The sequence below is a fragment of the Herbiconiux sp. genome (assembly GCF_004297105.1).
In the GTDB taxonomy this organism is placed as follows: domain Bacteria; phylum Actinomycetota; class Actinomycetes; order Actinomycetales; family Microbacteriaceae; genus Herbiconiux.
Genome location: NZ_SCVE01000007.1, coordinates 121,502 through 146,033, shown reverse-complemented (window position 1 = coordinate 146,033; position 24,532 = coordinate 121,502). Strand labels below are relative to the sequence as shown.

Sequence of the window (24,532 nt, the reverse complement as noted above, 5' to 3'; positions counted from 1 at the left end):
CCGTACCCGGCCTCCGGGACACTGCCTTCGCGCAGGTGGGGCGGGGTTGAATGGGAGCATGAAAGCCACCCTGATGTTCGGCGCCGGCGACGTGCGCATCGAGACCGTTCCCGACCCTGTGATCACCGCTCCCACCGACGCCATCGTGAGGGTGGTGCGGGCCTGCATCTGCGGGTCCGATCTGCACCCCTACCACTCCATGGCGGCGTCCGAGCGCGGTCGCCCCATGGGGCACGAACTGATCGGCGTGGTCGAGGAGGTGGGGCCGGATGTGGCCACCCTTGCGAAAGGCGACTTCGTGATCGCCCCGTTCGCCTACAGCGACAACACCTGCGTGTTCTGCCGCGAGGGCTTCCACACCTCCTGCCCCCACGGCGGCTTCTACGGCACCCGTGAGGTGGGCGGAATGCAGGCCGAGCTGCAGCGCATCCCGCAGGCCGACGGCTCGCTCGTGAAGGTGCCGGGAACCGTCGACGAGGCGCTCTACCCCTCGCTCCTCACCCTCTCCGATGTCTACCTCACCGGCCACCACGCCGCCCACCTGGGCCGCGTCGCACCGGGGAAGACCGTGACCGTGATCGGCGACGGCGCGGTGGGCCTCTCCGCTGTTCTCGCCTCCCGGCAGCTGGGCGCCGAGCGCATCATCCTGATGGGCCGGCACACCTCGCGCACCGACCTCGGCATCGAGTTCGGAGCGACAGATGTCGTCGCCGAGCGCGGCGACGAGGGCATCGCCGCGGTCATGGACCTCACGAACGGCGAAGGCAGCCACATCGTGCTCGAGGCCGTGGGGCACATGCCCGCCTACGAGCAGGCGTACGGCATCGTGCGCCCCGGCGGCACGATCTCACGCGTGGGCGTGCCGCAGTACGAGGAGGCGCCGGTGGGCTTCGGCTCGCTGTTCGGCAAGAACGTCACGCTCACGGGCGGCCCGGCCCCGGTGCGCGCCTATCTGGAAGACGCCATCCCGCTCGTGCTCGACGGCACGATCGAACCGGGCAAGGTCTTCGACCGCACGGTCACCATCGACGGCGTGCCCGAGGGCTATGCGGCGATGGATGCCCGCGAGGCCCTGAAGGTGCTCGTCACCTTCTGACGGCGCGAAATCGACGGAGTTTCGGCCCGCATCCGGGAGACGACGGAGGATCCGCCCGTTCTTGGCCGGATTCTCCGTCGTTTCGCGGGATGCGGCGGGCGCGCCGAGACTGCTCGCGCGGTCAGCCGGCAGCCTTCACCACCAGCTTCCGGATGACCGCGGCCGAGTCATCCGTCACCGCCACGAGCGCGTAGGAGGTGGGCCAGAGACCCACCTCGTCGTCGAGGTTCGCCTGCGAGCCGAACCCGAGAGTGGAATACCTCTCCTTGTCACCCTGACCGCTGCGGAAGAACACGACGGGCTTGCCGCCGCGCGTCCAGGCGGGCTGTCCGTAGAAGAGCTTCGGCAGGAGGTCGGGTGCCGCACCCGTCACGATGTCGTGGATGCGCTCGGCCATTCCGCGGTCGGGCTGCGGCATCTCGGCGATCTTCGCGTGCATCGCCGCCGCGTCGGCGGCGGCCTTCTCGGCTGCCTTTCCGCTGCGGCCCTGGGCCTTCAGTTCGGCGGCCCGCTCCTTCATCGCGGCCCGTTCCTCCGCGGAGAATCCTCTGTCTGCAGGTGCGTTCATCGTGTGGCCGATCCCTTTGTCGCGGTGGTGGCGTGTGCCATCACGGTAGCGAGGATCAGCCGGCGATGCTTCTCGGATCCTGCTCGCTCACTGCGGGCCGGCTCCACCCGGGAGGGGCTGCACACCGAAGGCGCGGGCGAGCTTGTCGATCTTCTCGGCGCGGCCGAGGCGGGGCAGGTCGCTGCCGTCACGGATGACGCGACCGCGCGCTTCGAAGTCGTCGAGGAAGTCGCGGGCCCAGGTGGCATCCGACTGCGTCGGGCTGATGACCTCGTTGATGACCGGCAACTGCTCGACGTCGAGGCAGAGCTTGCCGGTGAGGCCGAGCGCCACGGCCACCGCCGACTGCTCGCGCAGCACCGGGTGGCTCGACGAGACCGTCGGCCCGTCGATGGGACCCGGCAGGTTGCCGACGCGGCTCGCCACCACGAGGCGGGAGCGCGGGTAGGCCATCGCGATGTCCTCCGCGCTGGTGCCGGTGTCGCGGCGGTAGTCGCCACTGCCGAAAGCGAGGCGGAAGGCGCCGCGAGCGCGAGCGATCGAGACCGCCTCCTCGATGCCGAGGGCCGACTCGATCAGTACCAGCACCGGGGTGTTGCCGCCCAGCCGGTCGAAGGTCTCGGTGACGTGCGCCGCCGACTCCGTCTTCGCCAGCATCACGCCCCGGAGGCCGGGAAGGCCCTTCAGCTGATCGACGTCGTCGCTCCAGAAGTCGCTGGCGCGGTCGTTGATGCGCACCCAGCCGCTGCCGCCCTTCGTGAGCCACTCGGCCACGTCATCGCGGGCCGCGGGCTTGTGCTTGGGGTCGACGGCGTCTTCGATGTCGAGCACGATCTGGTCGGCGCGGGAGCGCTCCGCCTGGTCGAACTGCTCGGTGCGCCGGGCAGAGACGAGGAGCCAGGAACGGGCGATCTCCCCGGGAATCGAGTGGGGGCCGGGAGCGGTGAGTGGTGAGGTGGTCAACAGACTCTTCCAGGTCGTCGCGGCGGTCAGCCGCGGTGCGGACCCATCAAGCGTACAGTCCGTTGCGCCGCCGGGCCGCCGCTACTTCGCCGACACCACCACGGTGAAGGAGAGGGGCTGGATACCGCCGTTGGAGTTGGTCATCGTGACATCCGTCTTCCCCGCGGCGAGCGCCTGCACGCCCGGGTTGAACTCGACGTCGTCGTCTTTGTGCCCCGCGACGAACGTCGCGACGGATGCGTCGGCCACCTCGCCCGTGTAGCTGTCGACCGCCAAGTCGCCGGTGTTGATGTTGAGCACCTGGCCCACGACGAGATCGACGGTGGCACCCTGCAGGTCGTTAGCCTCCATGGTGACCGGAGCGATCACGTTCGTGCCGATGGGCGTGGCGGGTGTGTCGGACGACCCGGAGGCGCACCCGGCGAGCCCGGCGGCGGCGACGGCGACGATCGCGGCGGCAGCGAGAAACTTCGTCATTCTCATGCGGTCAGTATCCCAGTCCCCGGATGTCCCGTGCATCACGATCCGGCAACGCAGCCTCCGGTGGGGCAGACTGGGGCCATGACCGAACCGAATGACTCCCGCGTCGGCCTCTACATCGACTTCGACAACATCGTGATCTCGCGGTACCAGCAGCTGCACGGCCGCAATGCCTTCCAGCGCGACGGCATCCGCGACTTCGATCGCACGCATCCGGATGCCGATCCCGAGATCGCCGCCCGCCTCGCCTCCGCCACGGTGGACTTCAACGCCATCATCGACTTCGCCGCCTCGTTCGGCACCCTCGTGGTGAACCGCGCCTACGCCGACTGGTCGGTGCCCGTGAACGCGAGCTACCAGCGGCAGCTGATGTCGCGCGCGGTCGACCTCACGCAGCTGTTCACCACCACCACGCGGGGCACGAAGAACGGCGCCGACATCCGGCTCGCGGTCGATGTGGTGGAAGACCTCTTCCGTCTGCCCGACCTCACGCACGTGATCATCGTGGCGGGCGACTCCGACTACATCGCGCTGGCTCAGAAGTCGAAGCGTCTCGGCCGCTTCGTGGTGGGCATCGGCGTGGCCGGATCGACGAGCACCTCCCTCGCCGCCGCCTGCGACGAGTTCGAGGACTACGACTCGCTGCCGGGCGTCGAGAAGGTGAAGCCGACCGAGGCGACGACGACCGCTCCGGCCGCCAAGTCGGGCTCGCGCCGCAAGTCGTCGCAGCCCTCCGCCGCGCAGGAGGCACCGGATGCGGCCGAGTCGTCTGACGCATCCGACACCGCGCCGAAGAAGGCCCCCGCGAAGTCGCGCCGGGTCACCGTGCCGATGTTCTCGCACACCGAGGACGCCGGCTACGACGAGCCCGAGCCCGCCGAGGACATCGACCCGCAGACGGTGGCCACCGAGTTGCTCGTGCGCGCTCTGCAGATCGGGCACGCGAAGGGCGATGCCGACGAGTGGCTCAACACGGGCACGGTGAAGAACCAGATGCGCCGCATGGACCCGTCGTTCAACGAGAAGCCGCTCGGTTACCGCTCCTTCACCGACTTCCTGGCCTCGCGCGACGACCTCGCCGAGCTGCAGGAGGACGGCCCGCACCGGCTGATCCGCCTGCGCCCCGGGCGGTGAGGATGCGGCGAGCCCGGTGACGAGGTCGATTCTCTCGTCGCCGGAGCACCGGGCTGCATGCCGCCTGAGAATATTGCGGTAACTGCAATTCTGCGTTTGTGTAAAAATGCAGAGAGTGAAATAATGCAGTTATGCATGATTCCCCCGAGCCCGGACTCCGCGAGCGCAAGCGCGCGCAGACAGCGGAGGCCATCCACATGGCGGCAGCCGAGCTGGCCCTCGAGCGGGGGCTCGACGCCACCACGATCGATGCCATCAGTGAGCGCGCCGACGTGTCGACGCGCACCTTCTTCAACTACTTCTCGTCGAAGGAGGACGCGGTGCTCGGCATCGACGAGACCGCGGTCTCGCTCGAGCTCGAGCGGGTGCGCGACTACGAGGGCGACGTGCTCGCCTCCACGTTCGACCTCATCTACGCCCTCTTCGAGGCGAGCGGCGGTGGCCAGAAGAACAAGGCGCTCACCCGCGCGGTGATCAAGAAGCACCCCCAGCTCATGACCCGGCAGATGGTGCGCGTGGCCGAGCTCGAAGACCGGCTGAGCGCGATCGTCGCCGGCTGGCTGTCGAGTGAGGCGGCGTTCGCCGCCGACAGCGACGAGGCGCGTCTCGACGAGGCCCGTGTGATCCTCGGCATCTGCCTCGCCACCGTACGCGTGAGCATGAAGCGCTGGGCGATGCACGGCGATGCCGACCCGGGCGCGACGGGTGCCGCATCCGCCCCCTCCCCCTCCCCCTCCGGCGCCCCCGCCGACCCCCGACAGACCTACGAGCGCGCCATCGCCTCGCTCAAGACCGTATTGGAGAAACTCTCATGACGACCTCCGTCACCGCACAGCGCCACCCTGCCCCACCCACGACCTCCCCCGCCCCGCGCGAGGAAGGCGGCCCGTCGACCCGATCCATCCTGCTGGTCTTCGCCGGCCTCATGGTGGCGATGCTGCTCGCGTCTCTCGACCAGACCATCTTCAGCACCGCGTTGCCCACGATCGTGGGGCAGCTGAACGGTGTCGAGCACATGCTCTGGGTCACCACGGCGTACATCCTCGCCTCCACCATCGTGATGCCCGTCTACGGCAAGCTCGGCGACCTCGTGGGCCGCAAGTGGCTCTTCGTCGGGGCGATCTCGATCTTCCTGATCGGCTCCGTGATGGGCGGGCTCGCCGACTCGATGGGCACGCTCATCGCCGGTCGCGCCGTTCAGGGCCTCGGTGGCGGCGGCCTCATGATCCTGGCGCTCGCCATCATCGCCGACGTCGTGCCGGCCCGTCAGCGCGGCCGCTACTCGGGCATCATGGGCGCGGTCTTCGCCGTCTCGAGCGTCGCGGGCCCGCTGCTCGGCGGGTTCTTCACCGACGGCCCCGGCTGGCGCTGGGCGTTCTGGATGAACATCCCCCTCGGTGTGCTCGCCATCCTCTCGGCCATCTTCTTCCTGAAGCTGCCGAAGCGCGCCTACAGCAAGCCGAAGATCGACTTCCCCGGCATGATCGTGCTCGCCCTCGCGGCCACGAGCCTCGTGCTGTTCACCACCTGGGGCGGCAACACGTACGACTGGAACTCGCCCGTCATCATCGGCCTGATCGTCTCCACCGTGGTGTTCGCCGTGCTCTTCGTCGTCATCGAGAGCCGCGCGGCCGAACCCGTCATCCCGCTGAAGCTGTTCACGAACCGCAACTTCAACCTCACGACGGCCGCCGGCCTCATCACCGGTGTCGCCATGTTCGGGGCGCTCGCCTACATGCCCACCTACCTGCAGATGGTCACCGGAGTGGGCGCCACGGATGCGGGTCTGCTCATGATCCCCATGATGGGCGCGCTGCTCGTGGCCTCGGTCGGTTCCGGCCAGATCGTCTCACGCACGGGCAGGTACAAGCTGATCCCGATCGTGGGCATGTTCGTGACCGCGCTCGGCCTGTTCCTCCTGTCGACCCTCACCGCGACCACCGCGATCTGGATCATGTGCCTCTACCTCGCGGTGATGGGCCTCGGTCTCGGCATGTCGATGCAGATCCTCGTGCTGGTGGTGCAGAACTCGTTCCCCCGGGCGATCGTGGGAACGGCCACCTCCTCGAACAACTTCTTCCGCCAGATCGGTTCCTCGCTCGGTGCCGCGATCGTGGGAAGCCTGTTCGTGTCCCGGCTCACCGACATCCTCGCCTCGAGCCTGCCGGCCGGGTCGACGGGCGACGGTGGCACGAACTCGCTCACCCCCGCGATCGTGAACGCGCTGCCGGATGCGACGCGCACCGTGATCGTGAACGCCTACAACGATGCACTCGCGCCGATCTTCCTGCTGATGGTGCCGCTCGTGCTGGTGGCCGCCGTGCTGCTGATGTTCGTGGTGGAGAAACCCCTCGCCACCCACATCGAGAAGACCGATGCGGAGAAGACCGATGCGGAGAAAGCGGAGGCGGATGCGGCCTCGGCCGGCGACTCCGGCGACTCCGACGCCGACACGCTGAACCGGATCGAGGTTCTCGAGGAGTCCCTCTCGGCGGGCGCGAACCCCACCGTCGAGCCGGTGCTCTCGGTGCGCACGGGCTCGGTGCGGCTCACCGACGACTGATTCTGCACCGGTAACTACGCAAATAAGGAGGACCGAGGCCATATATGGCGTCGGTCCTCCTTATTTGCATACTTACCCGGTCGCACCCCGCCCGGCTCAGTGCGGGGTGCTGATGTGCTGCGCCTCGATGATGAGCATCACACGGGTCTGGTCGCGACCGCCGTACCAGGGGTAGGGCCCACCGGTGTACTTCTGCGAGAGCTTCTCGATGTGGTCGACGGCGCCCTCGAGGCGCACCTCGAGCACGGTGCCCCGCACCTGGAAGAAGAACGACGGGTTCTCGGGGTCGGACACCGCCACAGCCACCCGAGGGTCGCGCTGGATGTTGCGCACCTTCTGGTGCGTCAGAACGCTGTTGATCACCACGTGCTCACCATCGGTGTCGACCCAGGTCTGGGTGAGCTGAGGCGATCCCGCCGGCATCGTGGTGGCGAGGTAGCAGAGCGCGGGCCGCTCGAGCAGGGCGAGCAGGTGATCGGGGAGCGTCATGCGCGCCTTTCGTCGTCGGGGAGCACAGCCTATCCCTGCCCGGCCACGGGCGGGCGTCGGCCTCCGGGGGCATACTCGAAAGAGCACACCCTTCCCCACCCCCCTACCCCCGGAGGCAGCATGCGCGCCGCGGAGCTGGAGGCGGCGATCGTCGATCTCCTCGAGCGTCGCACGCCGACAGCCACCATCTGCCCCTCGGATGTGGCGCGCGCCGTCGGCGGCGACAACTGGCGCGAGCTCATGGCGCCCGTGCGCGAGGCGGCGCGGCACCTCGTGGATCGGGGCGACGTGGTGATCACTCAAGGCGGTGAGATCGTCGATCCGTCGACGGCACGGGGTCCCATCCGCATCCGGCGCGCGTGACCCCCACTCGAACCCCTCGACACCCGTCCCGATCCAGGAGGCACGCACCCCTATGACCGATCAGTCCGGAATCCCCGACGCGCAGAACATCGACACGGCCTCGCGCACGATCGCGATCCTCGGCGCCGGTGGCGACCTCACCGAGCGCCTCCTGCTGCCCGGCCTGGGGCAGGTGGCCGACGTCGCCCGTGAGGCGGGGCATCCGCTCGATCTGCGCATCATCGGAGCGGCCCGCACGCCGAAGTCGCGCGAGGAGTGGCAAGGTCTCGTGCGCCGCAGCCTGGAGTCGGCGGGCGTCACCGAGCGCACCGTCTCAGAGCTCGCCTCCACCGCCGAGTTCGTGCCGACGGATGCCTCCGACCCCGCCCAGCTCAAGGCCCTTCTCGATGCCTGCCCCACCGCACCGGTGCTCTACGTCGCACTGCCCCCGGCGATGGGGCACGAGGTGGCCGCGTCGCTCGCCGAGATCGACCTGCCCGACGACCTGCTCGTGGCCATCGAGAAGCCCTTCGGCGACGACCTCGCCGGTGCCGAGGAGCTCAATCGCGACCTCGCCGCCGTGATCCCCGAAGACCGCCTCTGGCGAATCGACCACTTCCTCGGCGATTCCACCGTGCTCGGGATGCTCGGGCTGCGCTTCGGCAACCGGCTGCTCGAGGCGTCCTGGTCGCACGACCACATCGAGAAGGTCGAGATCGTCTACGACGAGCCTCTGGGGCTCGAGGGCCGGGCGGCCTTCTACGACACCACCGGAGCGCTGCGCGACATGCTGCAGAGCCACCTGCTCATGGTTCTGGCGCTCACCGCGATGGAACGCCCCGACACCACCGTGGCGGCCGAGGTGCACGAGCGGATGGCCGAGGTGCTCGGCGCGGTGCGCCTCTGGCGCGACGACCCCGCGACGGCCCGGCGCGCCCGGTACACCGAGGGGCGGATCGACGGGCGCTTCTTCCCGTCGTACGTCGACGAGCCCGACGTCGACCCCGAGCGCGGCACCGAGACGCTCGCGCAGGTGCTCCTGCAGGTCGACAATCCGCGGTGGAGCGGTGTGCCCTTCGTGCTGCGATCGGGCAAGGCGATCGGATCTGCGCGCAAGGAGGTGCTCGTGCACTTCCGCGATTCGGCTGCTCCGGAGGGATTGACCCCACCGGACGGCGGATCGCACACCACGCTCCGCCTCTCGCTCGACGGAGGGGACGTCGATCTCGATCTCATCGTGAACGGGGTGGGCGACGCATCCGGTCTCGAACGGAGAGCCCTCGAAGCGCGGCTGCCGGCGGCCGACCTCGGCCCCTACGCCCAGGTGCTCGCGGGGATGCTGGAGCAGAACACGCTGCTCTCGGTTCCGGGGACGGTGGCCGAGCAGTGCTGGCGCATCGTGACCCCGGTGCTCACGGCCTGGTCGAACGGCGAGACCCCGCTCGAGGAGTACGAAGCGGGGTCTGCGGGGCCGTCCGACTGGTAGCCGGATCGCCGGGGGCTCGGGCGCTCAGGCCGCTCGCACGAGGTGGAGTCGCGCCGGCTCGGCGTCGTCCCGGGCGAGCAGAGCCGCCGCCTGCCCGAGGCTGAGGGCCGCGCCGACCACTGAGCCCTCACGGTGCGACTCGCCCCCGATGGCGATGTAGTCGTGCTCGTCGCGCACGACGAAGCCGATCAGAGATCCGTCGATGCGGATGCCGTAGCTGCCGTCGTCGTAGCGCTCCACCAAGAAGGTGAGACCCGCCGAGTGCATCCAGACCGTCTTCATGATTCCGACCCTCTCTCCGTGTTCGTGTCATCGTGGGTGTTGGTGTTCTCGTGGGAGTTCTCGGACCGCTCGATGTTCTCGAGCCGCTCGGTGATCGCGTCGAGCGTGCGTGCCACGATCTCGGCGTCGGCGGCGCCGATACTGTCCATCGAGTGCACGACCGTCTCGTGGAAGAGCTTGTAGGCCCGCTCGATCTTCGCCGCGGCCGCCGGCGTGGGGTGCAGGAGTTGGGCTCGCCGATCGGTCGGATGCACCTCTCGCTCGAGGTCGCCGAGCTGTTCGAGGTGGTCGACGATGTTCGTGACCGAGGCATTCGAGATACCGAGCATCACCACGAGGTCTTTAGGCCCGGTGTCGCGGTGTTCGCGCTGGGCCTGGAGCAGATAGCGGAGGGCGTGGAACTCGTTGTTGCTCAGTCCGCTGGCCTTGCGCACGCGCTCGATCTCGCGCTCCTCGGCGTTCTGCAGCGACAGGAGGGCCTCCACGGCCGCACGGGCCGCATCGGACCGCGGATTCGCCGCATAGAGGTGCCTGGCCTCGCGGCGAACGACGTTCTGAGGCATCACGCCACTCGCAGTGCGGAAACGGCGGCGATCTCGGGCAGACGCGACTCGAGCGCCACCTGGGCGTGCTCGAAGTCGACGAAGTCGCCGATGTACTCCCCGAACTGGTTGCGGGCGTAGAAATGGGTGCCGTTCTGATCGATCGTGCCGGCGAACACCCCGCCCGCGGCGCCGACCCAGAAGCCCTCATCGGCGAGGCGCCAGCGCAGCCCGCTCGTCGCGGTGATCACCGTCCGGTTCCCAGTGCTCACGATCTCCCTCTTCCGCTGTTCGGTGCGACCGTATCGGCCACGCATTGAATATGCCACGGACTGAACTATTCGACAAACTACTCTTACAGGGGTTGACAGGTCAGTCCTTCGAACGATAGGCGTTCAGCGAGCGAGGCGTTCCACCTCCGCGATCACCCGAGGGTCCGCCAGCACGCGGAAGTGGCCGCCTGCATCCAGTTCCACGTTCACGGCACCCTCCAGCCGGCTTCCTCCGGGGATGTGCGGATCGAAGCGCCCGAAGACCGACACGATCCGCGCGTTCACGGATGCCTCGCGGGCGAGCGCGAGGATCGTGGCGTCGTGGGGGCGGAACATCCTGAGGCTCGGCAGCACCAGGAATCGGGCGTACGAGGACCCGCCGAAGGGGGCGGCCACGGCGAGCATGGCGTCGATCCTGCTCACGCCTCCGCCCTGGGTCATCGCGTACTTGCCCACCAGCCCGCCCTTGCTGTGCGCCACGACGACCACGCCACGCAGATCGCGCCGCTCGAGGTATCGCACGAGGTGACCCGCTGCCTCCACGACGGGCCGACGGTTCCACGCGAGCGCGTCGACGACGTGCACCGGATGCCCCCGGCCGTGCAGCTCGTCGATCAGCGGCTGGAGGAACCGCCACGTCTCGAACACGCCCGGGATCACCACGATCGGGGTGCGATCTCCGCTCAGGAAGTCAGCGGGATCGACTCGGCTCACGAGCGCCCGAACCTGCCCGCGGGCCGCGTAGGCGTAGTCTCGCACCCACCAGACCGCCTCGCGGGCCATCCGCCGCAGGGACCGCGGTCGTTCCGGCCGCATCCGGATCAGCCCTGGCCCCCGCGCGGAACCCGGCGCGCCCGCGGCTGCCCGCGCCTCACCAGGCCCGCGCGCTCGGCCGCGGGCCGCTCATCGGTGTAGCGGTCGGAGACCCGCGAGAGCTTCGGCGCGATGCTGCCGAGGATGGCGTCGACGCTCGTCCAGAACGCAGGCGACGCGAGGTCGACGGCGCGGTCGACGAAGAAGTAGGCGCGATCGCCGACCACCTCCACGTCGAAGTCCGCGGCGTGATCGATCATCACGGCCATGACGTCCGGAGTGAACAGGTAGAGCGCGTCGCGCTCGTACCCCTCGGGGCAGTAGAGCGTGAAGTGCTCGTCGAAGTCGCCCTCGAGCGAGAGCACCTGCGAGCGGCGGAACGCCTCGGGCAGGGTGGACCCGAAGAACGAGTCATTGCGCTTCGAATCGAGCAGCACGTGGGGCAGCGGCCGGTCCAGGGGCACGGCGAGATAGGTCCAGTTGGTGGCCGCACTGCGCTGAGCGTCGATGCGCACCACCGACACGAGGTTCGCCACCTCGAACAGCGGATGCCGCCCGCTGACCACGCGCAGGGACAGGTACCGGTCGCGGCTCTGCTCGAAGATCACTCCCGTCGCGGGCGACTCCGAGCGTCCCTCCACGACGGCGAGCTGATTGGCGTCGGCGAACCGGTCGAGGCGGATGAATCGATGGTCGGCCGTCTCCGACCGCCAGTACCGCGCGAATCCCACCGCCCCCGCCCAGAACAGCAGGGCCGCGATCGGCGCGGCGATCACGAACGGCGACAGGGCGAGGGCAGCCAGCTGCACCACCTCGAGACCGATGAGCCAGGCCAGCACGACGATGACGACGACCCCGATCACGGCGAGCGCGACGCGCACGACCCGGGGATCACTCGTGAGGGACCCTCCGTGCGCCCGCCGGTCGGCGGCGACCTGGGCGAGAGTCACTTTCTCACCGAGGGGAGTCACGTCGAGGGCCATGGGTCGACAGTAGTCCGGCACGGCTCGGGCGGGGCCGGAGAGACACCCACGGTGCCCCTTTAGACTCTCGGGGTGAGATCGAGCCGTTGGACCCGCCCCTCGCGCCTGACCCTCGGGATCGCGGTCGTCGCGGTGGCCGTGACCGTCACCGTCACCGGCTGCACGGCACCCTCCGCCTCCGGTGGCGCCGCCGCACCGACGGCCGCCACGCAGACCGCGACAGCGGTGCCCACCGATGTCGTCATCCCCGCGGGCACTCCGGCCGTCCTCCAGTTCCCGCAGGTGGGGTCGGGTGCGGTCGGGATCGCCCATCCGGATGGCTCGGTCGACGTGCTCGGGCAGGGCGGCGAGACCGGCACGGTTCCCATCGCCAGCATCACGAAGGTGATCACGGCGCTCGTGGTGCTGGACGCGCATCCGCTCACCGACACCCCCGAATCGCTCGCGGCGGGAACGGTGGATCAGGGGCCGACGATCACGCTCGGCCAGGCCGACCTCGACATCACCGCGGCCGTCGAGGCACAGGACCAGTTCGTCGAGCCGATGTACGCCGGCCAGGAGGTGAGTCTGCGCGATGCCCTCGCCATCACGTTGCTCACGAGCGCCAACAACTACGCGGAGTCGGTGGCGCTCTGGGCGTTCGGATCGCAGGAGGGCTATCTGACCGCGGCGCGCGCCTGGCTCGCCGAACAGGGGCTCACGGCCACCACGCTGGCCGATGCGAGCGGGCTGGACCCGGGCAGCGCGAGCTCGACCGGAGACCTGCTGCGCGTCGCATCCCTCGCCCATGCGAACCCCGCGCTCGCCTCGATCGCCGGCCTCACCTCTCTCGACCAGGCGGACCTCGGAACGATCGTCAACCAGAACGTGCTTCTCGGCGAGAACGGGGTCGACGGGCTGAAGACCGGTTCGACGAGCTATGCCGGGTACACGCTGCTCACCTCGGCGCAGGTCGTCGTGGGGGCGACGCCCGTGACACTCGTGTCGGTCGTGCTCGGCACGTCGTCGATCGACGATCGATTCGCGACGACGCGGGCGCTGCTCGCGAGCGCGCAGGCGGGACTGCGGGAGGTGCCGCTCGTGGCCGCGGGGCAGGCACTGGGTACGTACACCGTTCCGGCGGAGGCGGGGTCGGATGCGGCTCCCGTGCAACTCGTGGCATCGGCGAGCGGTGCCGTGTCGGCGGTGGTGTTCGGCGACGAACCGGTGACCACCACCATCGCGCTCGACGAGCTCACGTCGAGTGACGGAACACTCTCTGCCGCGATCGGGGACGTCGTGGGCACCGCGACGTTCACGACCTCATCGGGGGTGCACACCGTGCCCCTGGCACTCTCCGGGTCGTAGGGCGCGCCGCATCCGGCGACTCGCGCAGAGAGGCCCCCTCAGGGCCATGACAGAGACTGCGGGGACCGATAGCGTCGGATTCGTGACCACACCGCCACCCGCCGCCGAGTTCGTGCACCCCGAAGGCACCGACGCGCGTGACGTAGCGGAGGCGTTCGCCCCGCTCGCCGACTCGTTGCGGCAGCGGCTCGAGCAGTACGGCGAGGTGGAGCAGCTGCCCGACGGCGTCGTGCTCTACCGAGCCGGCCAGGATCCGCAGGAGCTCTTCCTGGTCGTCCGCGGCGGGGTCGACATCGTCGGGTACCCCGCTCACGGCGAGCCCGACACGGTGGTGCGCTACTCGGCCGGCAGCGTCGTGGGCGAGCTCGCGCTGCTCACGGGCCAGACCTCGTTCGTCACCGCGCAGACGCGGGGGGAATCCGTCGTGCGCAGGATCGGCGCCGCCGAATTCCGCCGCATCATGGCCTCGGAGGCGGAGCTCTCGGATGCGCTGCTCCGAATGCTGATCGCCCGTCGCGCCGTGCTGCGCACGGGCGTGGTCGCCCGCGCGATCGAGATCATCGGCGACTCCCACTCCCGTGAGTCCCTGCGATTGCGCACGTACGCGGCGCGGCAGGGCATCCCGCACATCTGGGTGGAGGCGAACACCCCGGCGGGCGAGGCGCGACTGCGCGACACGGGGTCGACCACGGCCGCCCTGCCGCTGGTGTCGAGCCCCACGGCGGTCTTCGCGCGGGCGACCCCCGGCGATCTGGCCGAGGTTCTGGGGCTCGCCTATCCGATCGGTGCGCGCGACGTCGACCTCGTGGTGATCGGTGCCGGTCCGGCCGGTATGGCGGCCGGCGTGTACGGGGCGTCCGAGGGGCTGGAGACGGTCGTGCTCGACTCGGTGGCCGTGGGCGGTCAGGCAGCGGCCAGCTCCCGGATCGAGAACTACCTGGGCTTCCCCTCGGGCATCAGCGGGGCCGAGCTGCTGGCACGGTCGGCACTGCAGGCCGAGAAGTTCGGAGCCCAGATCTACACACCCTGCACGGTGACGCGGCTCGACACCGCATCGGGGGCCCTGACGCTCGAGCTCTCCGATGGCACCACGATCGCGCCACGGGCCGCCATCATCGCGACCGGCGCCCACTACCGGGCGCTGCCTCTCGACCGGTGGAGCGAGTTCGAGGAGACGAGCATCTACTACGCCGCCACCGACCTCGAGGTGCGGGAGTGCGAGACGCGGCCCGTCGTGGTGGTGGGCGGTGCGAATTCGGCGGGACAGGCGGCGCTGCACCTGGCGGCGGCCGGGAGTGCGGTCACCATCGTCATCCGGAGCTCTCTCGGCAAGGACATGTCGAGCTATCTCGCGGATCGGCTGAGCGCGCATCCGGGTATCGCCGTACTCACGGGCTCGCAGGTCACCGAGCTGCACGGCGACACGACGCTCAGCTCGGTGACCGTGACCGGGCCGGAGGGCACCCGCTCGGAGGTGCCGTGCAGCGGGCTCTTCTGTTTCGCGGGGGCCGTGCCGGAGACAGGGTGGCTCACCTCGGTGGCGACCGACGCCGACGGGTTCGTACTGACCGACACCGATCTCGCGGCGGTCGTCTCATCCGGCGCCGTCTCGGATGTCTGGGCCGCGCTCGGGCGTGCGCCTCTGCCTTTCGAGACGAGCGTGCCCACACTGTTCGCGGTCGGGGACGTTCGGCGCGGCTCGATGAAACGCGTGGCGGCCGCCGTGGGCGAGGGCGCGAGCGCGGTGCACTCGGTGCACCGCGCTCTGGGTCACCCGCACTGAGCCGACGGGGTGATCAGCTGTGGGATTGCCAGGCGATCCCTATGAACTCCTCCTAGGGTTGCGGGCGATGAAAGCGACACCGTAACCGCAATGCCCGACACACCCGTTCTCCCCACCCGCCGATCCCTGCGCGAGCAGGAGCGCCGTGCCCTTGCCCGCGTTCGCGAATCGCGCACCGGCTCGGCCGCCGCGATGGCTGTACCCCGGCCGGACGCCGCCGGCCCGGCCCCCACGGCCAGGCCCTCGCGCGTTCGCTCGACGGTCGCGCTGTCGTTCGCCGCGCTGCTTGCCGCCGCCACGTCGCTGTCGACCGTGGCGCCCGGCGGATCGCTCTCGTCGGTGCAGGCCGATGCCATCGGCGCAACCGGCGAGCCGGCACCAACTCCACAGGAGTTGCTGACCGCATCCGTCGATGTGCCGGCCGTGAGCCGTGACGGGTACGGGGCCACCACGCCTGAGCAGCTCGCCCAGGCGCGTGCCGAGGAGCGCGCGGCGGTGGCTGCGGAGAAGGCCGCGGCGGCCGGCTACCGCACCGCGTCGACCTACACCAACAACACCGACAGCGCCGTGCAGTGGCCGTTCCCCGTCGGCGTGCCGATCAGCAGTCGCTTCGGCCCGCGCTCGTCACCCGGAGGCATCGGCTCCACGAACCACAAGGGCGTCGACTTCACCCCCGGGCAGGGAACCCCGATCAACGCCATCGCGGCGGGTGTGGTGAGCCACGTGCAGCAGAGCGACGCGGGCGGCCTCGGTGTCTACGTGGTGATCGACCACGTGATCGACGGCCAGGCGGTCAGCAGCTGGTACGGCCACATGCTCACCGGATCGCCCCTCGTCTCGGAGGGCCAACCCGTTCTGGTGGGCCAGCCGATCGGCTCCGTGGGCAACACCGGCACCTCGACGGGCGCTCACCTGCACCTGGAGATCCACGAGGGCAGCACCCCGGTCGACCCCTACGCCTGGCTCCTGGCCCGCAACTGACCCGCCACCGCTCACACTGCGAGCAGCAATCGCAGCCCATGGTCGACCTCTTCGAGCAAGTACGGCGGCAGCCGCCCTACCTCTGATGTGAGTTCTGAGTGGTCGACGGTAGAGAGCTGAGAGACGTTGACGACCGAGTCGCGATCGAGCCCTGAGGCCCTCGACGGCACGAAGACGTTGCCGGGATGCTCGGCCACAGCCGTGTTGGACGTGATCGCCACCACGACACAGGTCGGGATGCTGCTCCGGTTGAATGTGTCGCTTTGGATCACGAGGACAGGCCTTCGCTTCGCCGGAGCGCTCCCGCGGATCGGCCCGAGGTCGGTCCACCACACGGACCCTCGAGCGATCACCACTCGTCGTTCTCGACGCCACGACCGGCTTGCGCCGTCGACCATGCCGCCCATTCGAGAGCCTCTGAGCGAGCCGCGTCTCCGCTTCGCGCGAGCGCTTCATTGATGCGCGACGTCAGATCTTCGCTCTCCAACTCGCGCAGGTATCGCTCGGCGGCAACACTGTAGAACTGCGAGCGGCTCATGCCGAGTTCGGCAGCCTTCTTGTCGACACGGGAGTAGGTCGCATCCGGAACGGAGATCGCGGTCTTCATCGAGTGAGTATAACGCGGTATAACCGCCATTGTCATGGTGCCCTCCCAGGCTCAAGGTGAATTATCGTCACCCTAGCCGCCTCTCCGTATCGCGTGTCAAGCGCGATGTCGAGAGAGCTGAGCGGGATCAGGCGAGGGTCACTGCGGTGCCGTACGCCACGACCTCCTGCGCATTCGGCCCCACCTCGCTCGCATCGAACCGCATCGCGATCACGGCATCGGCGCCGAGCGCGGTGGCGGCATCGACGAGACGCTGCTTGGCCTCCTCGCGGCTCTGCATGAGCTGCTTGGTGAGCCCGCCCAGCTCACCTCCCACGATCGACTTGAGACCGGCGCCGAACTGCGCGCCCGCGTTGCGCGATCGCACCGTGAGACCGGTCACCTCCCCCAGCACTCCCGTGATCTGGCGGCCCGGCACATCGTTCATCGTCGAAATCAGCATGCTCGAATTCTGCCAAACGGATGCTCCCTCCCGCCACGATCGCGGGGTTCCCCGCGGCGCGCCGCCACGACCGCACGCGGTGCAGCGCGCAGAGTTGGCCCATGACCGGAGTCGCCCCCACATCCACCCTCGATGGCTGGACGAAGTCGCCCTTCACCCACGATCGCACCACCTTCGACTGCTACGAGAAGGGCGCGGGCCCCGGCGTGGTGCTCATCCCGGAGCTCCCGGGCGTCACGCCCCAAGTACTCGGGCTCGCCGAGCACCTCGTCGATGAGGGCTTCACCGTTGTGGTGCCCTCGCCGTTCGGCACGCCGGAGAAGCAGCCGTCGGGCGGCTACATCCTGCGCACGGTGGCCCGCATCTGCGTCAGCTCCGAGTTCCGCGCCTTCGCCGTCGATGCGAAGCGGCCCATCACCGCGTACTTCCGCGCCGTCGCCGCCGACCTCAATGCCCGCACTCCCGGGCAGGGCGTGGGCGTGATCGGCATGTGCTTCACGGGCGGATTCGCACTCGCCACGGCCGTCGACGATGCGGTGCGCGCATCCGTCGTCAGCCAGCCGGCGGCCCCGTTCCCGCTCGGTGCCGCCCGTCGCGCCGACCCCGGCCTCTCGGCCGACGAACTGGCCCGCGTCGCCGAACGCGCCGACACCGCCGGCTTCTGCGCCCTCGGCCTCCGCTTCTCCGAAGACCGCAACGCGCCCCGCCCCCGCTTCGACGCCTTGAAGCAGCGCCTCGGCGATGCCTTCGAGGTGATCGAGCTCGACTCCTCCCCCGGCAACCCCGGCGGCTTCGGCCCGAACGCGCACTCGGTGCTCACGAACGAGGTGCGCGACATCCCGGGCCACCCCGCGCTCGTGGCCCGCGAGCGCGTGGTCGCGTTCCTCCGCGCCCACCTCACCCCCCTCCCCTAGCGCCCCCCTCGCGGGGTCGCAGGATTTGTCGCTGGATGGCCTCTGCTGCGACAAATCCTGCGACCCCGCGAAGGCGGGTGGAGCCCTAGAGGCTCTGGCCGATGTCCCAGAGGCGATCGGTGCGGCCGTTCAGGGCCTCGGCCACCGCGATGGCCTGGCCGTCGGAGAGCGAGGCCACATAGTCGATCACGCCGCGACCCCGGCCCAGGCGACGGATGCTGGCCGCCCCCGTGTCCTCGAGCAGGTCAGGCCGCTCGTGCGCGAGCCGGGAGTACCCCCGTGTGGCCAGGTCCACCATCTCGAGCAGGCGCCTCGGCACCCGCTTCGCGTCGTGGTCGTCGACCAGCCAGTCGGAGAACGCGCTCACGAGCGACACCAGCACCTGGCTGAGCCCCCGCTGGTACATCGCGATGTCGGGCCGGTTCAGGATGAAGTGCTTGTGCACGAACTTCAGCACCTTCACCTCGTGCCACGCTCGCGTGTCGAGGGTGATCGCCCCCGTGCGCGGTGTGTCGGCCGGCGCGGGCACGATCGAGCGCTCGAAGTGCGCAATCCAGCGGCTGGTGAACGTCGAGAGCACGCGTTCCGCCGCGATCGAGCCGTCGAACACGGTCGAGAGAAGGCCCTCCACCAGATCCTCCGACACCACGGCCACCGCGTCGGCGAAGGCGTCGTCGTCGGCGATCCAGGGGTCGTCGCGATGGATGCGCCGCCGCAGCTCCTCAAGCGCCGCCCCGGGGCGGAATTCCGCCACCTCGAGACCGGGCTCGGCCATCAGCCGGAGGGACGCCGAGTTCTCGCTCCAGCCGCGGAACTCCCGCGCCACCGCCACCTGGCTCAGGATGCCGGCCCGGTAGAAGTCGTCGACGTCGTGCACCGAGTAGGCGATGTCGTCGGCGATGTCCATCACCGAGCACTCGAGCGACTGCTCCCACGGTGCGAGCCCAGGGGCCGAGGTGCGCGCCTCGGCGAGGTCGTCGTGCTCCAAGAAGTAGGCCGAGTACTTGCGTGCGACGAGCCGCCCATCGACCCGTTTGATCCCGCGCGGCAGAGCGGATGCGCCGTCGAAGACTTCGGCGACCCCGTCGAGCGACGGCGTCCAGGGGTACTTCGAGACGGCCGTGCGCACCGCCGCCGTGAGGTTGAGCCCTTCGGATGCGCCGTCGCACACGTCGAGCGCCGCGAGGATGCGGTAGGTCTGCGCGTTGCCCTCGAACCCGTCGGCGAGGCCGAGGGTGTCGCGGGCGATCTTATTGAGCACGTTCTCGCCGAGGTGTCCGAAGGGCGGATGCCCGAGGTCGTGCGCGCTGGCGGCCGCCTGCACCACCACGGCGTCGCATCCGCCGGGCGAGGTCAGCGCGGGGGTCGCCCCCACGAGCGCGTTGTCGACCGTCACGGCGATGGCCCGCGACACCGCGGTCACCTTCAGCGAGTGGGTGAGCCGGTTATGGATGAGTGCGCTCGCCCCCGCCTGCGAGATCACCTGGGTCACCGCGGAGAGCCGCGAGAAGTAGGGCGAGAAGCGCACCCGCTCGAGATCGATGCGGTACTCGGGGTTGTAGTCGGCCCGCTGGATCTCGTCGAGCTCCTCGGGCTGGCGGCGCTGCACGCGCGCATCGATCTGCACGATCGCCCTCCTTCCGGTTGCACTCATCATGGTGCATCTCCGGATGCATCGGCGGAGGCCCGCTCGTAGGCTGAGTCCATGCGGATCGAAGTCGCGGTGGAGCAGTGGCAGCAGGCCTGCTGCGGAGATCCCTTCGCCGTGGGCGACCGGGTCGCATGGACGGTCTCCGCCGGCGATCCGGACGAGCGGGATCCGGATGCTCTCCCCCGCTACTCCGAAGACTACCACGCCCTCATCCCCGAGGACGTGCCGTCGGCGAGGATCACCGGAGAAGTCGTCGCCCTCGCCGCCGTCGTGTACGCCCGCGACGAGGTGGCCTCCGGGGCGTCATCGTTCCGCCTCGACACCACGCGGTTCACGACGCATCCGCTCACCAGCGTCGGCCACGGGTCCGAACGGATGCTCGATGACGACCCCGATACCTACCTCGTCACGCTCGAGATCGCCGAGGGAACCGACCTCCCCGCCTACGCGCTGGGCGACGCCGGGGCCGCGCGCCGGCGCCAGGAGGAATCGACCGCCGACCTGAACCGAGCCCGAGGCGGAGACGATGTGGGCCGGATGCTCGCGGCTCTCGCACACGAGGTGGAGAACCGCTACGGCTCCGTCGCCGACATCACCCGGTGGGCCGATCGGGAGGGCTGCCGGGCCGTGCCCTCACGCGACGGCGCGACCGCGATCCGGTGGACCAGATCGGATGTCGCCGACCAGGACGGCATCGTGGTCACCACGGGCGACGGCTCCTGGTTGCTCGACGCGAGCCCCGACGGCGTCGCCGAGCTCGGCGAGTTCATCGACGCGGTGGCCGAGGGACGCGTTCGAGAGGCCGTCCGGCGAGGCGAGGGCACCCTCTACCTGCTGGACACGGAGGTTCGCTCCTCGGATCGGACATGGACGTCCACGACCGAGTACCTGGGCCCGGAGCCCCAAGGCGTCGTGATGGTCGTCAAGCGCCTGTGGGATCGGGTCCAGCGCGGCGACCACACCTACGCCCCGTGGGGAGCCGGCCCCGACCGGCACTAGCCTGGGACCGTGGACATCAGCCAGCTGCGGCAGTTCCTCGCCGTCTCGGACGAGGGGCACTACTCGCGCGCCGCGAACGCGGAGCACGTGTCACGCGCCACGGTGGAGGCATCCGTCGCCCGGCTCGAAGAGGAACTCGGTCAGACCCTGGTCGCGCTCGACGAGAACGGCGACGTGGTGCTCACGGCCGACGGGATCGCCTTCCGGTCGATCGCCCGCGCCCGCGTCAAGGCCGCGCCCGCGCCCGTGCCGAAGGCCGGCGGCAAGGCCAAGGCCTCGAAGGGCAAAGGGCGCGCACCCGTGGTGAAGGGCGAGCCGAAGCCGTTCAAGAAGCGCCAGGGGCGCTGAGCGGAGCCGTGCCCGCCGGGCGCGGTGGTCCCATCCGTCGGCTGTACAGCACGGCGAGTGCGCCGAGCCCCACGAGCCCCGCCGTGAGACCCACGATGTAGGCGAACACGCTGATCCACCCGCCCGTGGCCGGGTCGAGGAACGGATAGGGGTAGATCTCCCCGCCGCTCGCCGCGGCCCGGATGAAGGTGTAGATCGCCCAGGCGACCGGGTAGATCGGCACGACCCAGAGGCTCCTCCACGGCAACGCCGGCCGGCCCGGTGTGACCAGCCAGTCGATCACGAGAAGGAGCGGCACCCACACGTGCACGATCTCGTTGGGCCACGAGAGCGACACGAACGAGTCGGTCGACGGGATGCCCCGCAGCAGCAGGTTGTAGACGCCCGCCGTGACGATGGCGTAGGCGAGCGTGGCCATGCGCACGGTGGTGAAGAGCGGGGTGTCGCGGCTGCGCCGCAGCGCCAGCATCCCGCCGGCCAGCAGCACCACGATGTTGAACAGGCTGGTCTGGATGGTGAAGTAGCTGAAGTACTCCCACGGATCGAAGGCGTCGTTCGCCACCCGGTCGCCGATCTGGATACCGATCGTGACCGCCAGGCCGAGGCCTGCGATCAACCGGACGATGCCGGCGATGCGTCGTGTCATGAGAGGGATTCGAGACGGAGAGCCACGAGGATTGCGGCTGCACCCCCGGGAACCGCGGCGACGCCGTCGGCACGATCGAGCGTACGCCCGGGATGGCAGCGACAGGCACCCCTGCTACGGTCGAAATCATGACCTCTCGCCGCGCGGCCCTGATCTACAACCCCATCAAAGTCGACCTCGACGCACTGAAGACGGCGGTGTCGGCCGAGGAGCAGGCGAGCGGCTGGGACGAGACCCTCTGGCTCGAGACATCCGAAGACGACCCGGGGCGCGGGCAGACCGACGAGGCCCTCGCGGCCGACGTGCAGCTCATCATCGCGGCCGGCGGCGACGGCACGGTGCGGATGGTGGCGGAGGCCATCCAGAAGGCGGGTTCCTCGACCCCTCTGGCACTTCTGCCCTCGGGTACCGGCAACCTCCTCGCCCGCAACCTCGACCTCACCCTCGATGACGTGCCCAATGCTCTCGAGACGGCGTTCCGCGGCGACGACCGGGCGATCGACCTGGGCCTCATCCGAATCCGCGACGAGAACGACAAGGTGGCCGAGCACGCCTACCTCGTGATGGCCGGCCTCGGGCTCGACGCCAAGATGCTCGCCGCCACCGACGACGAGCTGAAGGCGAAGGTGGGCTGGCTCGCCTACGTGAAGGCCATCGCACAGGTGATGCGCGACAAGAACCAGCTGCGCATCCGCTACAACCTCGACGGGTCGGGCAATAAATCGGTGCGCGCCCACACGATCATGATCGGCAATTGCGGGTCGCTTCCGGCCAACATCCTGCTGCTGCCGGATGCTGCCGTCGACGACGGCGAATTCGACATCGTGCTGCTGCGACCCGAGGGTTTCTTCGGCTGGGTGCAGATCTTCACGAAGGTGCTGTGGGAGAACGGCGTGCTGCGCCGCTCCACCGCCGGCCGCAAGCTCATGGGCCTCACGAAGGAGGTGCGCGCGCTCAACTACCTCAAGGGCAAGGAGCTCGTGCTGAAGCTGCAGCGCCCCGAGGAGATCGAGCTCGACGGCGACGGCTTCGGAAAGGCCGTGTCGCTCAAGACCTGGGTGGAGGCGGGCGGGCTCACCGTGAAGGTGCCGGCCGGCACCGCGCCCGAGGCCGCCGGGGAGACTCCCGCCGTGGCCGGCACGGCTGCCTGAGCGCTCAGCGCATCCGCGTGAGGGTGAGTGCGGCCTCCCGGGCGGCCCGAGCGGCCTCGACCTCGGCGCGGTGACGGTTCGCCGCGACCGGATCGATGGGCGGCACGTGCCGAGCGGCGCGCTCCCTCCCCCACGACTCCAACATCGAGCCGAGCCGGATGGCCAATCGGTCGATCCCGCGGGGTGTTGCATCGAGGGCGGTCATGATTCACTCTCCTTCGTCGGTCGGCCGGCGGTCTGCGGTGTCTCGACGCCGTCGAGCACCGGGAAGGCGGCGAGTTGCACCTGCACGGGCCGCGACCCGGGCACCGGTGCGGACAGTTGCGGGCGGTGTCGCACGATGAAGTCATCGATCACCCGCTCGAGTTCCCTGGTGAGATCCGCCAGCTGCTCGCTCGTCACCCTGACGTTCGACGTGCTGTAGGCCGACGCATCCCTCCACTCCTTCGGCAGCTCGGCGTCACCTCGTCGCACGAAGTCGCTCAACAGCACTTCGCGGGAGTGCAGCCACTCGTTCATCACGATCGCGTTCGCCGAGCGGGCCGCGGCCGTGGGCGGCAGATCGCTCGCCTCGACCGAGATGCCGCCCGGCACCCTCTCCCACCACCGGTCACGCGCGTTGCCACGCCCTTCGACCTCGCGGATGAAGTTGTGCCGTGCCAGCTGCCGCAGGTGGTAGCTGGTGACCCCGGATGACTCCCCCAGCCGCTCGGCGAGACTGCTCGCCGTCTGGGCGCCGTAGGTCGACAGCACGTCGAGCATGCGCACCCGCAGCGGATGCGCCAGTCCCTTCAGCGAGTCGATGTCGAGCGACCGCACCGGGAAGCGTGTCTGTTCGTCGTCCATACTGCAAAGATACCTTTGCAAACATAATTCTGCAAATGTTTCTCTGGGATTTCTGCGCCTAGGCTTGATGGATGGCAACAGTGATCCTCGTACGGCATGGCCGCACGGCCGCGAACGTCGCCGGGGTGCTGGCCGGGCGCTCCCCGGGGGTCGATCTCGACGAGGTGGGCCGCAGCCAGGCGGAGCGCACGGGCGAACGGCTGGCGGTGGTGCCGCTGGTGGGCGTCGTGTCGAGCCCGCTGGAGCGCTGCAGGGAGACGAGTGCGTTCATCCTGAACCGACACCGTGACGGGAACGCCCCTCCCCTGCTGATCGAGCATGACCTCACCGAGGCCGACTACGGCGACTGGCAGGGTCGCACGCTCGCCGAGTTGGCGAAGGAGCCACTCTGGACCGCGGTGCAGCACAGGCCCTCGACGGTCACCTTCCCCGGCGGTGAGCCGATGGCCGGGATGCAGTCGCGCGCGGTGGCGGCCATCGCACGCCATGATGCGGCCTTCGAGGCCGAGCACGGAAAGGGCGCCGTGTGGGTGGCGGTGAGCCACGGCGACGTGATCAAGTCGATCCTCGCCGACGCGCTCGGCACGCCGCTCGACCGGTTCCAGCGCATCAGCGTGGGTCCCGCATCCGTGTCGATCGTGCGGTTCGGCGAGGGAGACCCCGTAGTGCACTCCACCAACACCGACTCCGGTGATCTCTCGTGGCTTCGCGCCACAGCACCGGATGCCGTCGCCCAGCTGGGCGGTGGGGCCGGAACGCCCGAACCCACGCAGCCGGCTCCCGTCGAGCGCTCCTAAAATAGGC

The 24,532-nt window shown here is 69.6% G+C and carries 30 protein-coding genes; 14 read left to right on the top strand and 16 right to left on the bottom strand.

Annotated features, from left to right (window positions below; all coding sequences use genetic code 11):
- The first annotated feature begins 58 nt into the window (after window positions 1–58).
- Window positions 59–1,096: an alcohol dehydrogenase catalytic domain-containing protein gene (locus tag EPO52_RS03875; RefSeq protein ID WP_290802213.1), complete on the top strand. Its 1,038-nt coding sequence runs from the start codon at window positions 59–61 to the stop codon at window positions 1,094–1,096.
- A gap of 121 nt (window positions 1,097–1,217) precedes the next feature.
- Here EPO52_RS03875 and EPO52_RS03870 read toward each other — a convergent pair whose 3' ends face one another.
- From EPO52_RS03870 to EPO52_RS03860, 3 genes are all read right to left on the bottom strand, one after another.
- On the bottom strand, window positions 1,218–1,664 hold the full coding sequence (locus tag EPO52_RS03870) for a DUF1801 domain-containing protein (RefSeq protein WP_290802210.1): 447 nt from the start codon (window positions 1,662–1,664) through the stop codon (window positions 1,218–1,220).
- A gap of 87 nt (window positions 1,665–1,751) precedes the next feature.
- Window positions 1,752–2,627, bottom strand: a complete 876-nt coding sequence (locus EPO52_RS03865) for a CoA ester lyase (RefSeq protein ID WP_290802208.1) — start codon at window positions 2,625–2,627, stop codon at window positions 1,752–1,754.
- Between the two features lie 81 nt (window positions 2,628–2,708).
- Window positions 2,709–3,110, bottom strand: coding sequence for a hypothetical protein (locus tag EPO52_RS03860; protein ID WP_290802205.1), 402 nt, complete (start codon window positions 3,108–3,110; stop codon window positions 2,709–2,711).
- A 78-nt stretch (window positions 3,111–3,188) separates the two neighbouring features.
- On the opposite strand from EPO52_RS03860, the gene EPO52_RS03855 reads away from it, so the two are divergent.
- The 3 genes from EPO52_RS03855 (at window position 3,189) to EPO52_RS03845 (ending at window position 6,804) form a co-directional block, all read left to right on the top strand.
- A complete protein-coding gene (locus EPO52_RS03855; protein WP_290802202.1) occupies window positions 3,189–4,241 on the top strand; it encodes an NYN domain-containing protein in 1,053 nt (350 codons plus the stop codon).
- 131 nt (window positions 4,242–4,372) lie between these two features.
- Window positions 4,373–5,056 (top strand): TetR/AcrR family transcriptional regulator, encoded by a 684-nt coding sequence (locus tag EPO52_RS03850; protein WP_290802199.1) that lies wholly within the window; start codon window positions 4,373–4,375, stop codon window positions 5,054–5,056.
- A complete protein-coding gene (locus EPO52_RS03845; RefSeq protein ID WP_290802196.1) occupies window positions 5,053–6,804 on the top strand; it encodes an MDR family MFS transporter in 1,752 nt (583 codons plus the stop codon). Before EPO52_RS03850 ends, EPO52_RS03845 begins: the two co-directional genes overlap by 4 nt.
- Window positions 6,805–6,900: 96 nt before the next feature.
- Here the strand turns inward: EPO52_RS03845 and EPO52_RS03840 are convergent, their stop codons facing one another.
- A complete protein-coding gene (locus EPO52_RS03840; protein WP_290802193.1) occupies window positions 6,901–7,293 on the bottom strand; it encodes a PPOX class F420-dependent oxidoreductase in 393 nt (130 codons plus the stop codon).
- Between the two features lie 120 nt (window positions 7,294–7,413).
- Between EPO52_RS03840 and EPO52_RS03835 the strand changes: the two genes are divergently transcribed.
- The gene (locus EPO52_RS03835; protein ID WP_290802190.1) at window positions 7,414–7,656 is read left to right on the top strand and encodes a DUF3253 domain-containing protein; all 243 of its coding nucleotides are present in this window, start codon (window positions 7,414–7,416) and stop codon (window positions 7,654–7,656) included.
- A 52-nt stretch (window positions 7,657–7,708) separates the two neighbouring features.
- Window positions 7,709–9,121: a glucose-6-phosphate dehydrogenase gene (locus EPO52_RS03830; protein ID WP_290802187.1), complete on the top strand. Its 1,413-nt coding sequence runs from the start codon at window positions 7,709–7,711 to the stop codon at window positions 9,119–9,121.
- A 24-nt stretch (window positions 9,122–9,145) separates the two neighbouring features.
- On the opposite strand, the gene EPO52_RS03825 is transcribed toward EPO52_RS03830, so the two are convergent.
- The 5 genes from EPO52_RS03825 to EPO52_RS03805 form a co-directional block, all read right to left on the bottom strand.
- A complete protein-coding gene (locus tag EPO52_RS03825; RefSeq protein ID WP_290802184.1) occupies window positions 9,146–9,403 on the bottom strand; it encodes a hypothetical protein in 258 nt (85 codons plus the stop codon).
- Window positions 9,400–9,966: a MarR family transcriptional regulator gene (locus tag EPO52_RS03820; protein WP_290802180.1), complete on the bottom strand. Its 567-nt coding sequence runs from the start codon at window positions 9,964–9,966 to the stop codon at window positions 9,400–9,402. The genes EPO52_RS03825 and EPO52_RS03820 overlap by 4 nt, the downstream gene beginning before the upstream one ends.
- On the bottom strand, window positions 9,966–10,217 hold the full coding sequence (locus EPO52_RS03815) for a hypothetical protein (protein ID WP_290802177.1): 252 nt from the start codon (window positions 10,215–10,217) through the stop codon (window positions 9,966–9,968). The genes EPO52_RS03820 and EPO52_RS03815 overlap by 1 nt, the downstream gene beginning before the upstream one ends.
- 123 nt (window positions 10,218–10,340) lie before the next feature.
- The gene (locus EPO52_RS03810; protein WP_290802174.1) at window positions 10,341–11,000 is read right to left on the bottom strand and encodes an alpha/beta hydrolase; all 660 of its coding nucleotides are present in this window, start codon (window positions 10,998–11,000) and stop codon (window positions 10,341–10,343) included.
- A 38-nt stretch (window positions 11,001–11,038) separates the two neighbouring features.
- On the bottom strand, window positions 11,039–12,013 hold the full coding sequence (locus EPO52_RS03805) for a hypothetical protein (protein ID WP_290802171.1): 975 nt from the start codon (window positions 12,011–12,013) through the stop codon (window positions 11,039–11,041).
- A 72-nt stretch (window positions 12,014–12,085) separates the two neighbouring features.
- Between EPO52_RS03805 and EPO52_RS03800 the strand changes: the two genes are divergently transcribed.
- The 3 genes from EPO52_RS03800 (at window position 12,086) to EPO52_RS03790 (ending at window position 16,124) form a co-directional block, all read left to right on the top strand.
- Window positions 12,086–13,360, top strand: a complete 1,275-nt coding sequence (locus tag EPO52_RS03800) for a hypothetical protein (protein ID WP_290802168.1) — start codon at window positions 12,086–12,088, stop codon at window positions 13,358–13,360.
- 82 nt (window positions 13,361–13,442) lie between these two features.
- Window positions 13,443–15,143, top strand: a complete 1,701-nt coding sequence (locus tag EPO52_RS03795; RefSeq protein ID WP_290802165.1) for a cyclic nucleotide-binding domain-containing thioredoxin-disulfide reductase — start codon at window positions 13,443–13,445, stop codon at window positions 15,141–15,143.
- A gap of 90 nt (window positions 15,144–15,233) precedes the next feature.
- Window positions 15,234–16,124 (top strand): M23 family metallopeptidase, encoded by an 891-nt coding sequence (locus EPO52_RS03790; RefSeq protein ID WP_290802162.1) that lies wholly within the window; start codon window positions 15,234–15,236, stop codon window positions 16,122–16,124.
- 11 nt (window positions 16,125–16,135) lie between these two features.
- On the opposite strand, the gene EPO52_RS03785 is transcribed toward EPO52_RS03790, so the two are convergent.
- The 3 genes from EPO52_RS03785 to EPO52_RS03775 form a co-directional block, all read right to left on the bottom strand.
- Window positions 16,136–16,522, bottom strand: coding sequence for a type II toxin-antitoxin system PemK/MazF family toxin (locus tag EPO52_RS03785; protein WP_290802596.1), 387 nt, complete (start codon window positions 16,520–16,522; stop codon window positions 16,136–16,138).
- Entirely contained in the window at window positions 16,474–16,731 is a 258-nt protein-coding gene (locus EPO52_RS03780; protein ID WP_290802159.1) for a CopG family transcriptional regulator, read from the bottom strand. Before EPO52_RS03780 ends, EPO52_RS03785 begins: the two co-directional genes overlap by 49 nt.
- Window positions 16,732–16,858: 127 nt before the next feature.
- Entirely contained in the window at window positions 16,859–17,173 is a 315-nt protein-coding gene (locus EPO52_RS03775; RefSeq protein ID WP_290802156.1) for a YbjQ family protein, read from the bottom strand.
- A 101-nt stretch (window positions 17,174–17,274) separates the two neighbouring features.
- Between EPO52_RS03775 and EPO52_RS03770 the strand changes: the two genes are divergently transcribed.
- A complete protein-coding gene (locus EPO52_RS03770) occupies window positions 17,275–18,087 on the top strand; it encodes a dienelactone hydrolase family protein (RefSeq protein ID WP_290802153.1) in 813 nt (270 codons plus the stop codon).
- Window positions 18,088–18,172: 85 nt separating this feature from the next.
- Here EPO52_RS03770 and dgt read toward each other — a convergent pair whose 3' ends face one another.
- Window positions 18,173–19,714, bottom strand: a complete 1,542-nt coding sequence (gene dgt / locus EPO52_RS03765; RefSeq protein WP_290802151.1) for a dGTP triphosphohydrolase — start codon at window positions 19,712–19,714, stop codon at window positions 18,173–18,175.
- A gap of 78 nt (window positions 19,715–19,792) precedes the next feature.
- Here dgt and EPO52_RS03760 point away from each other — a divergent pair, with 78 nt between their 5' ends.
- Entirely contained in the window at window positions 19,793–20,737 is a 945-nt protein-coding gene (locus tag EPO52_RS03760; protein ID WP_290802148.1) for a DUF6578 domain-containing protein, read from the top strand.
- A gap of 9 nt (window positions 20,738–20,746) precedes the next feature.
- Entirely contained in the window at window positions 20,747–21,085 is a 339-nt protein-coding gene (locus tag EPO52_RS03755; RefSeq protein ID WP_290802145.1) for a LysR family transcriptional regulator, read from the top strand.
- On the opposite strand, the gene EPO52_RS03750 is transcribed toward EPO52_RS03755, so the two are convergent.
- Window positions 21,063–21,731 (bottom strand): Pr6Pr family membrane protein, encoded by a 669-nt coding sequence (locus tag EPO52_RS03750; protein WP_290802142.1) that lies wholly within the window; start codon window positions 21,729–21,731, stop codon window positions 21,063–21,065. The two genes, EPO52_RS03755 and EPO52_RS03750, sit on opposite strands and share 23 nt — an antisense overlap.
- A 128-nt stretch (window positions 21,732–21,859) precedes the next feature.
- Here EPO52_RS03750 and EPO52_RS03745 point away from each other — a divergent pair, with 128 nt between their 5' ends.
- Entirely contained in the window at window positions 21,860–22,882 is a 1,023-nt protein-coding gene (locus tag EPO52_RS03745) for a diacylglycerol kinase family protein (protein WP_290802139.1), read from the top strand.
- 4 nt (window positions 22,883–22,886) lie between these two features.
- Here the strand turns inward: EPO52_RS03745 and EPO52_RS03740 are convergent, their stop codons facing one another.
- Both EPO52_RS03740 and EPO52_RS03735 read right to left on the bottom strand, forming a co-directional pair.
- Window positions 22,887–23,087: a hypothetical protein gene (locus EPO52_RS03740; protein WP_290802136.1), complete on the bottom strand. Its 201-nt coding sequence runs from the start codon at window positions 23,085–23,087 to the stop codon at window positions 22,887–22,889.
- A complete protein-coding gene (locus tag EPO52_RS03735; protein WP_290802134.1) occupies window positions 23,084–23,728 on the bottom strand; it encodes a helix-turn-helix domain-containing protein in 645 nt (214 codons plus the stop codon). The genes EPO52_RS03740 and EPO52_RS03735 overlap by 4 nt, the downstream gene beginning before the upstream one ends.
- Before the next feature lie 71 nt (window positions 23,729–23,799).
- On the opposite strand from EPO52_RS03735, the gene EPO52_RS03730 reads away from it, so the two are divergent.
- Window positions 23,800–24,525: an MSMEG_4193 family putative phosphomutase gene (locus EPO52_RS03730; protein ID WP_290802131.1), complete on the top strand. Its 726-nt coding sequence runs from the start codon at window positions 23,800–23,802 to the stop codon at window positions 24,523–24,525.
- Window positions 24,526–24,532 lie beyond the last annotated feature (7 nt).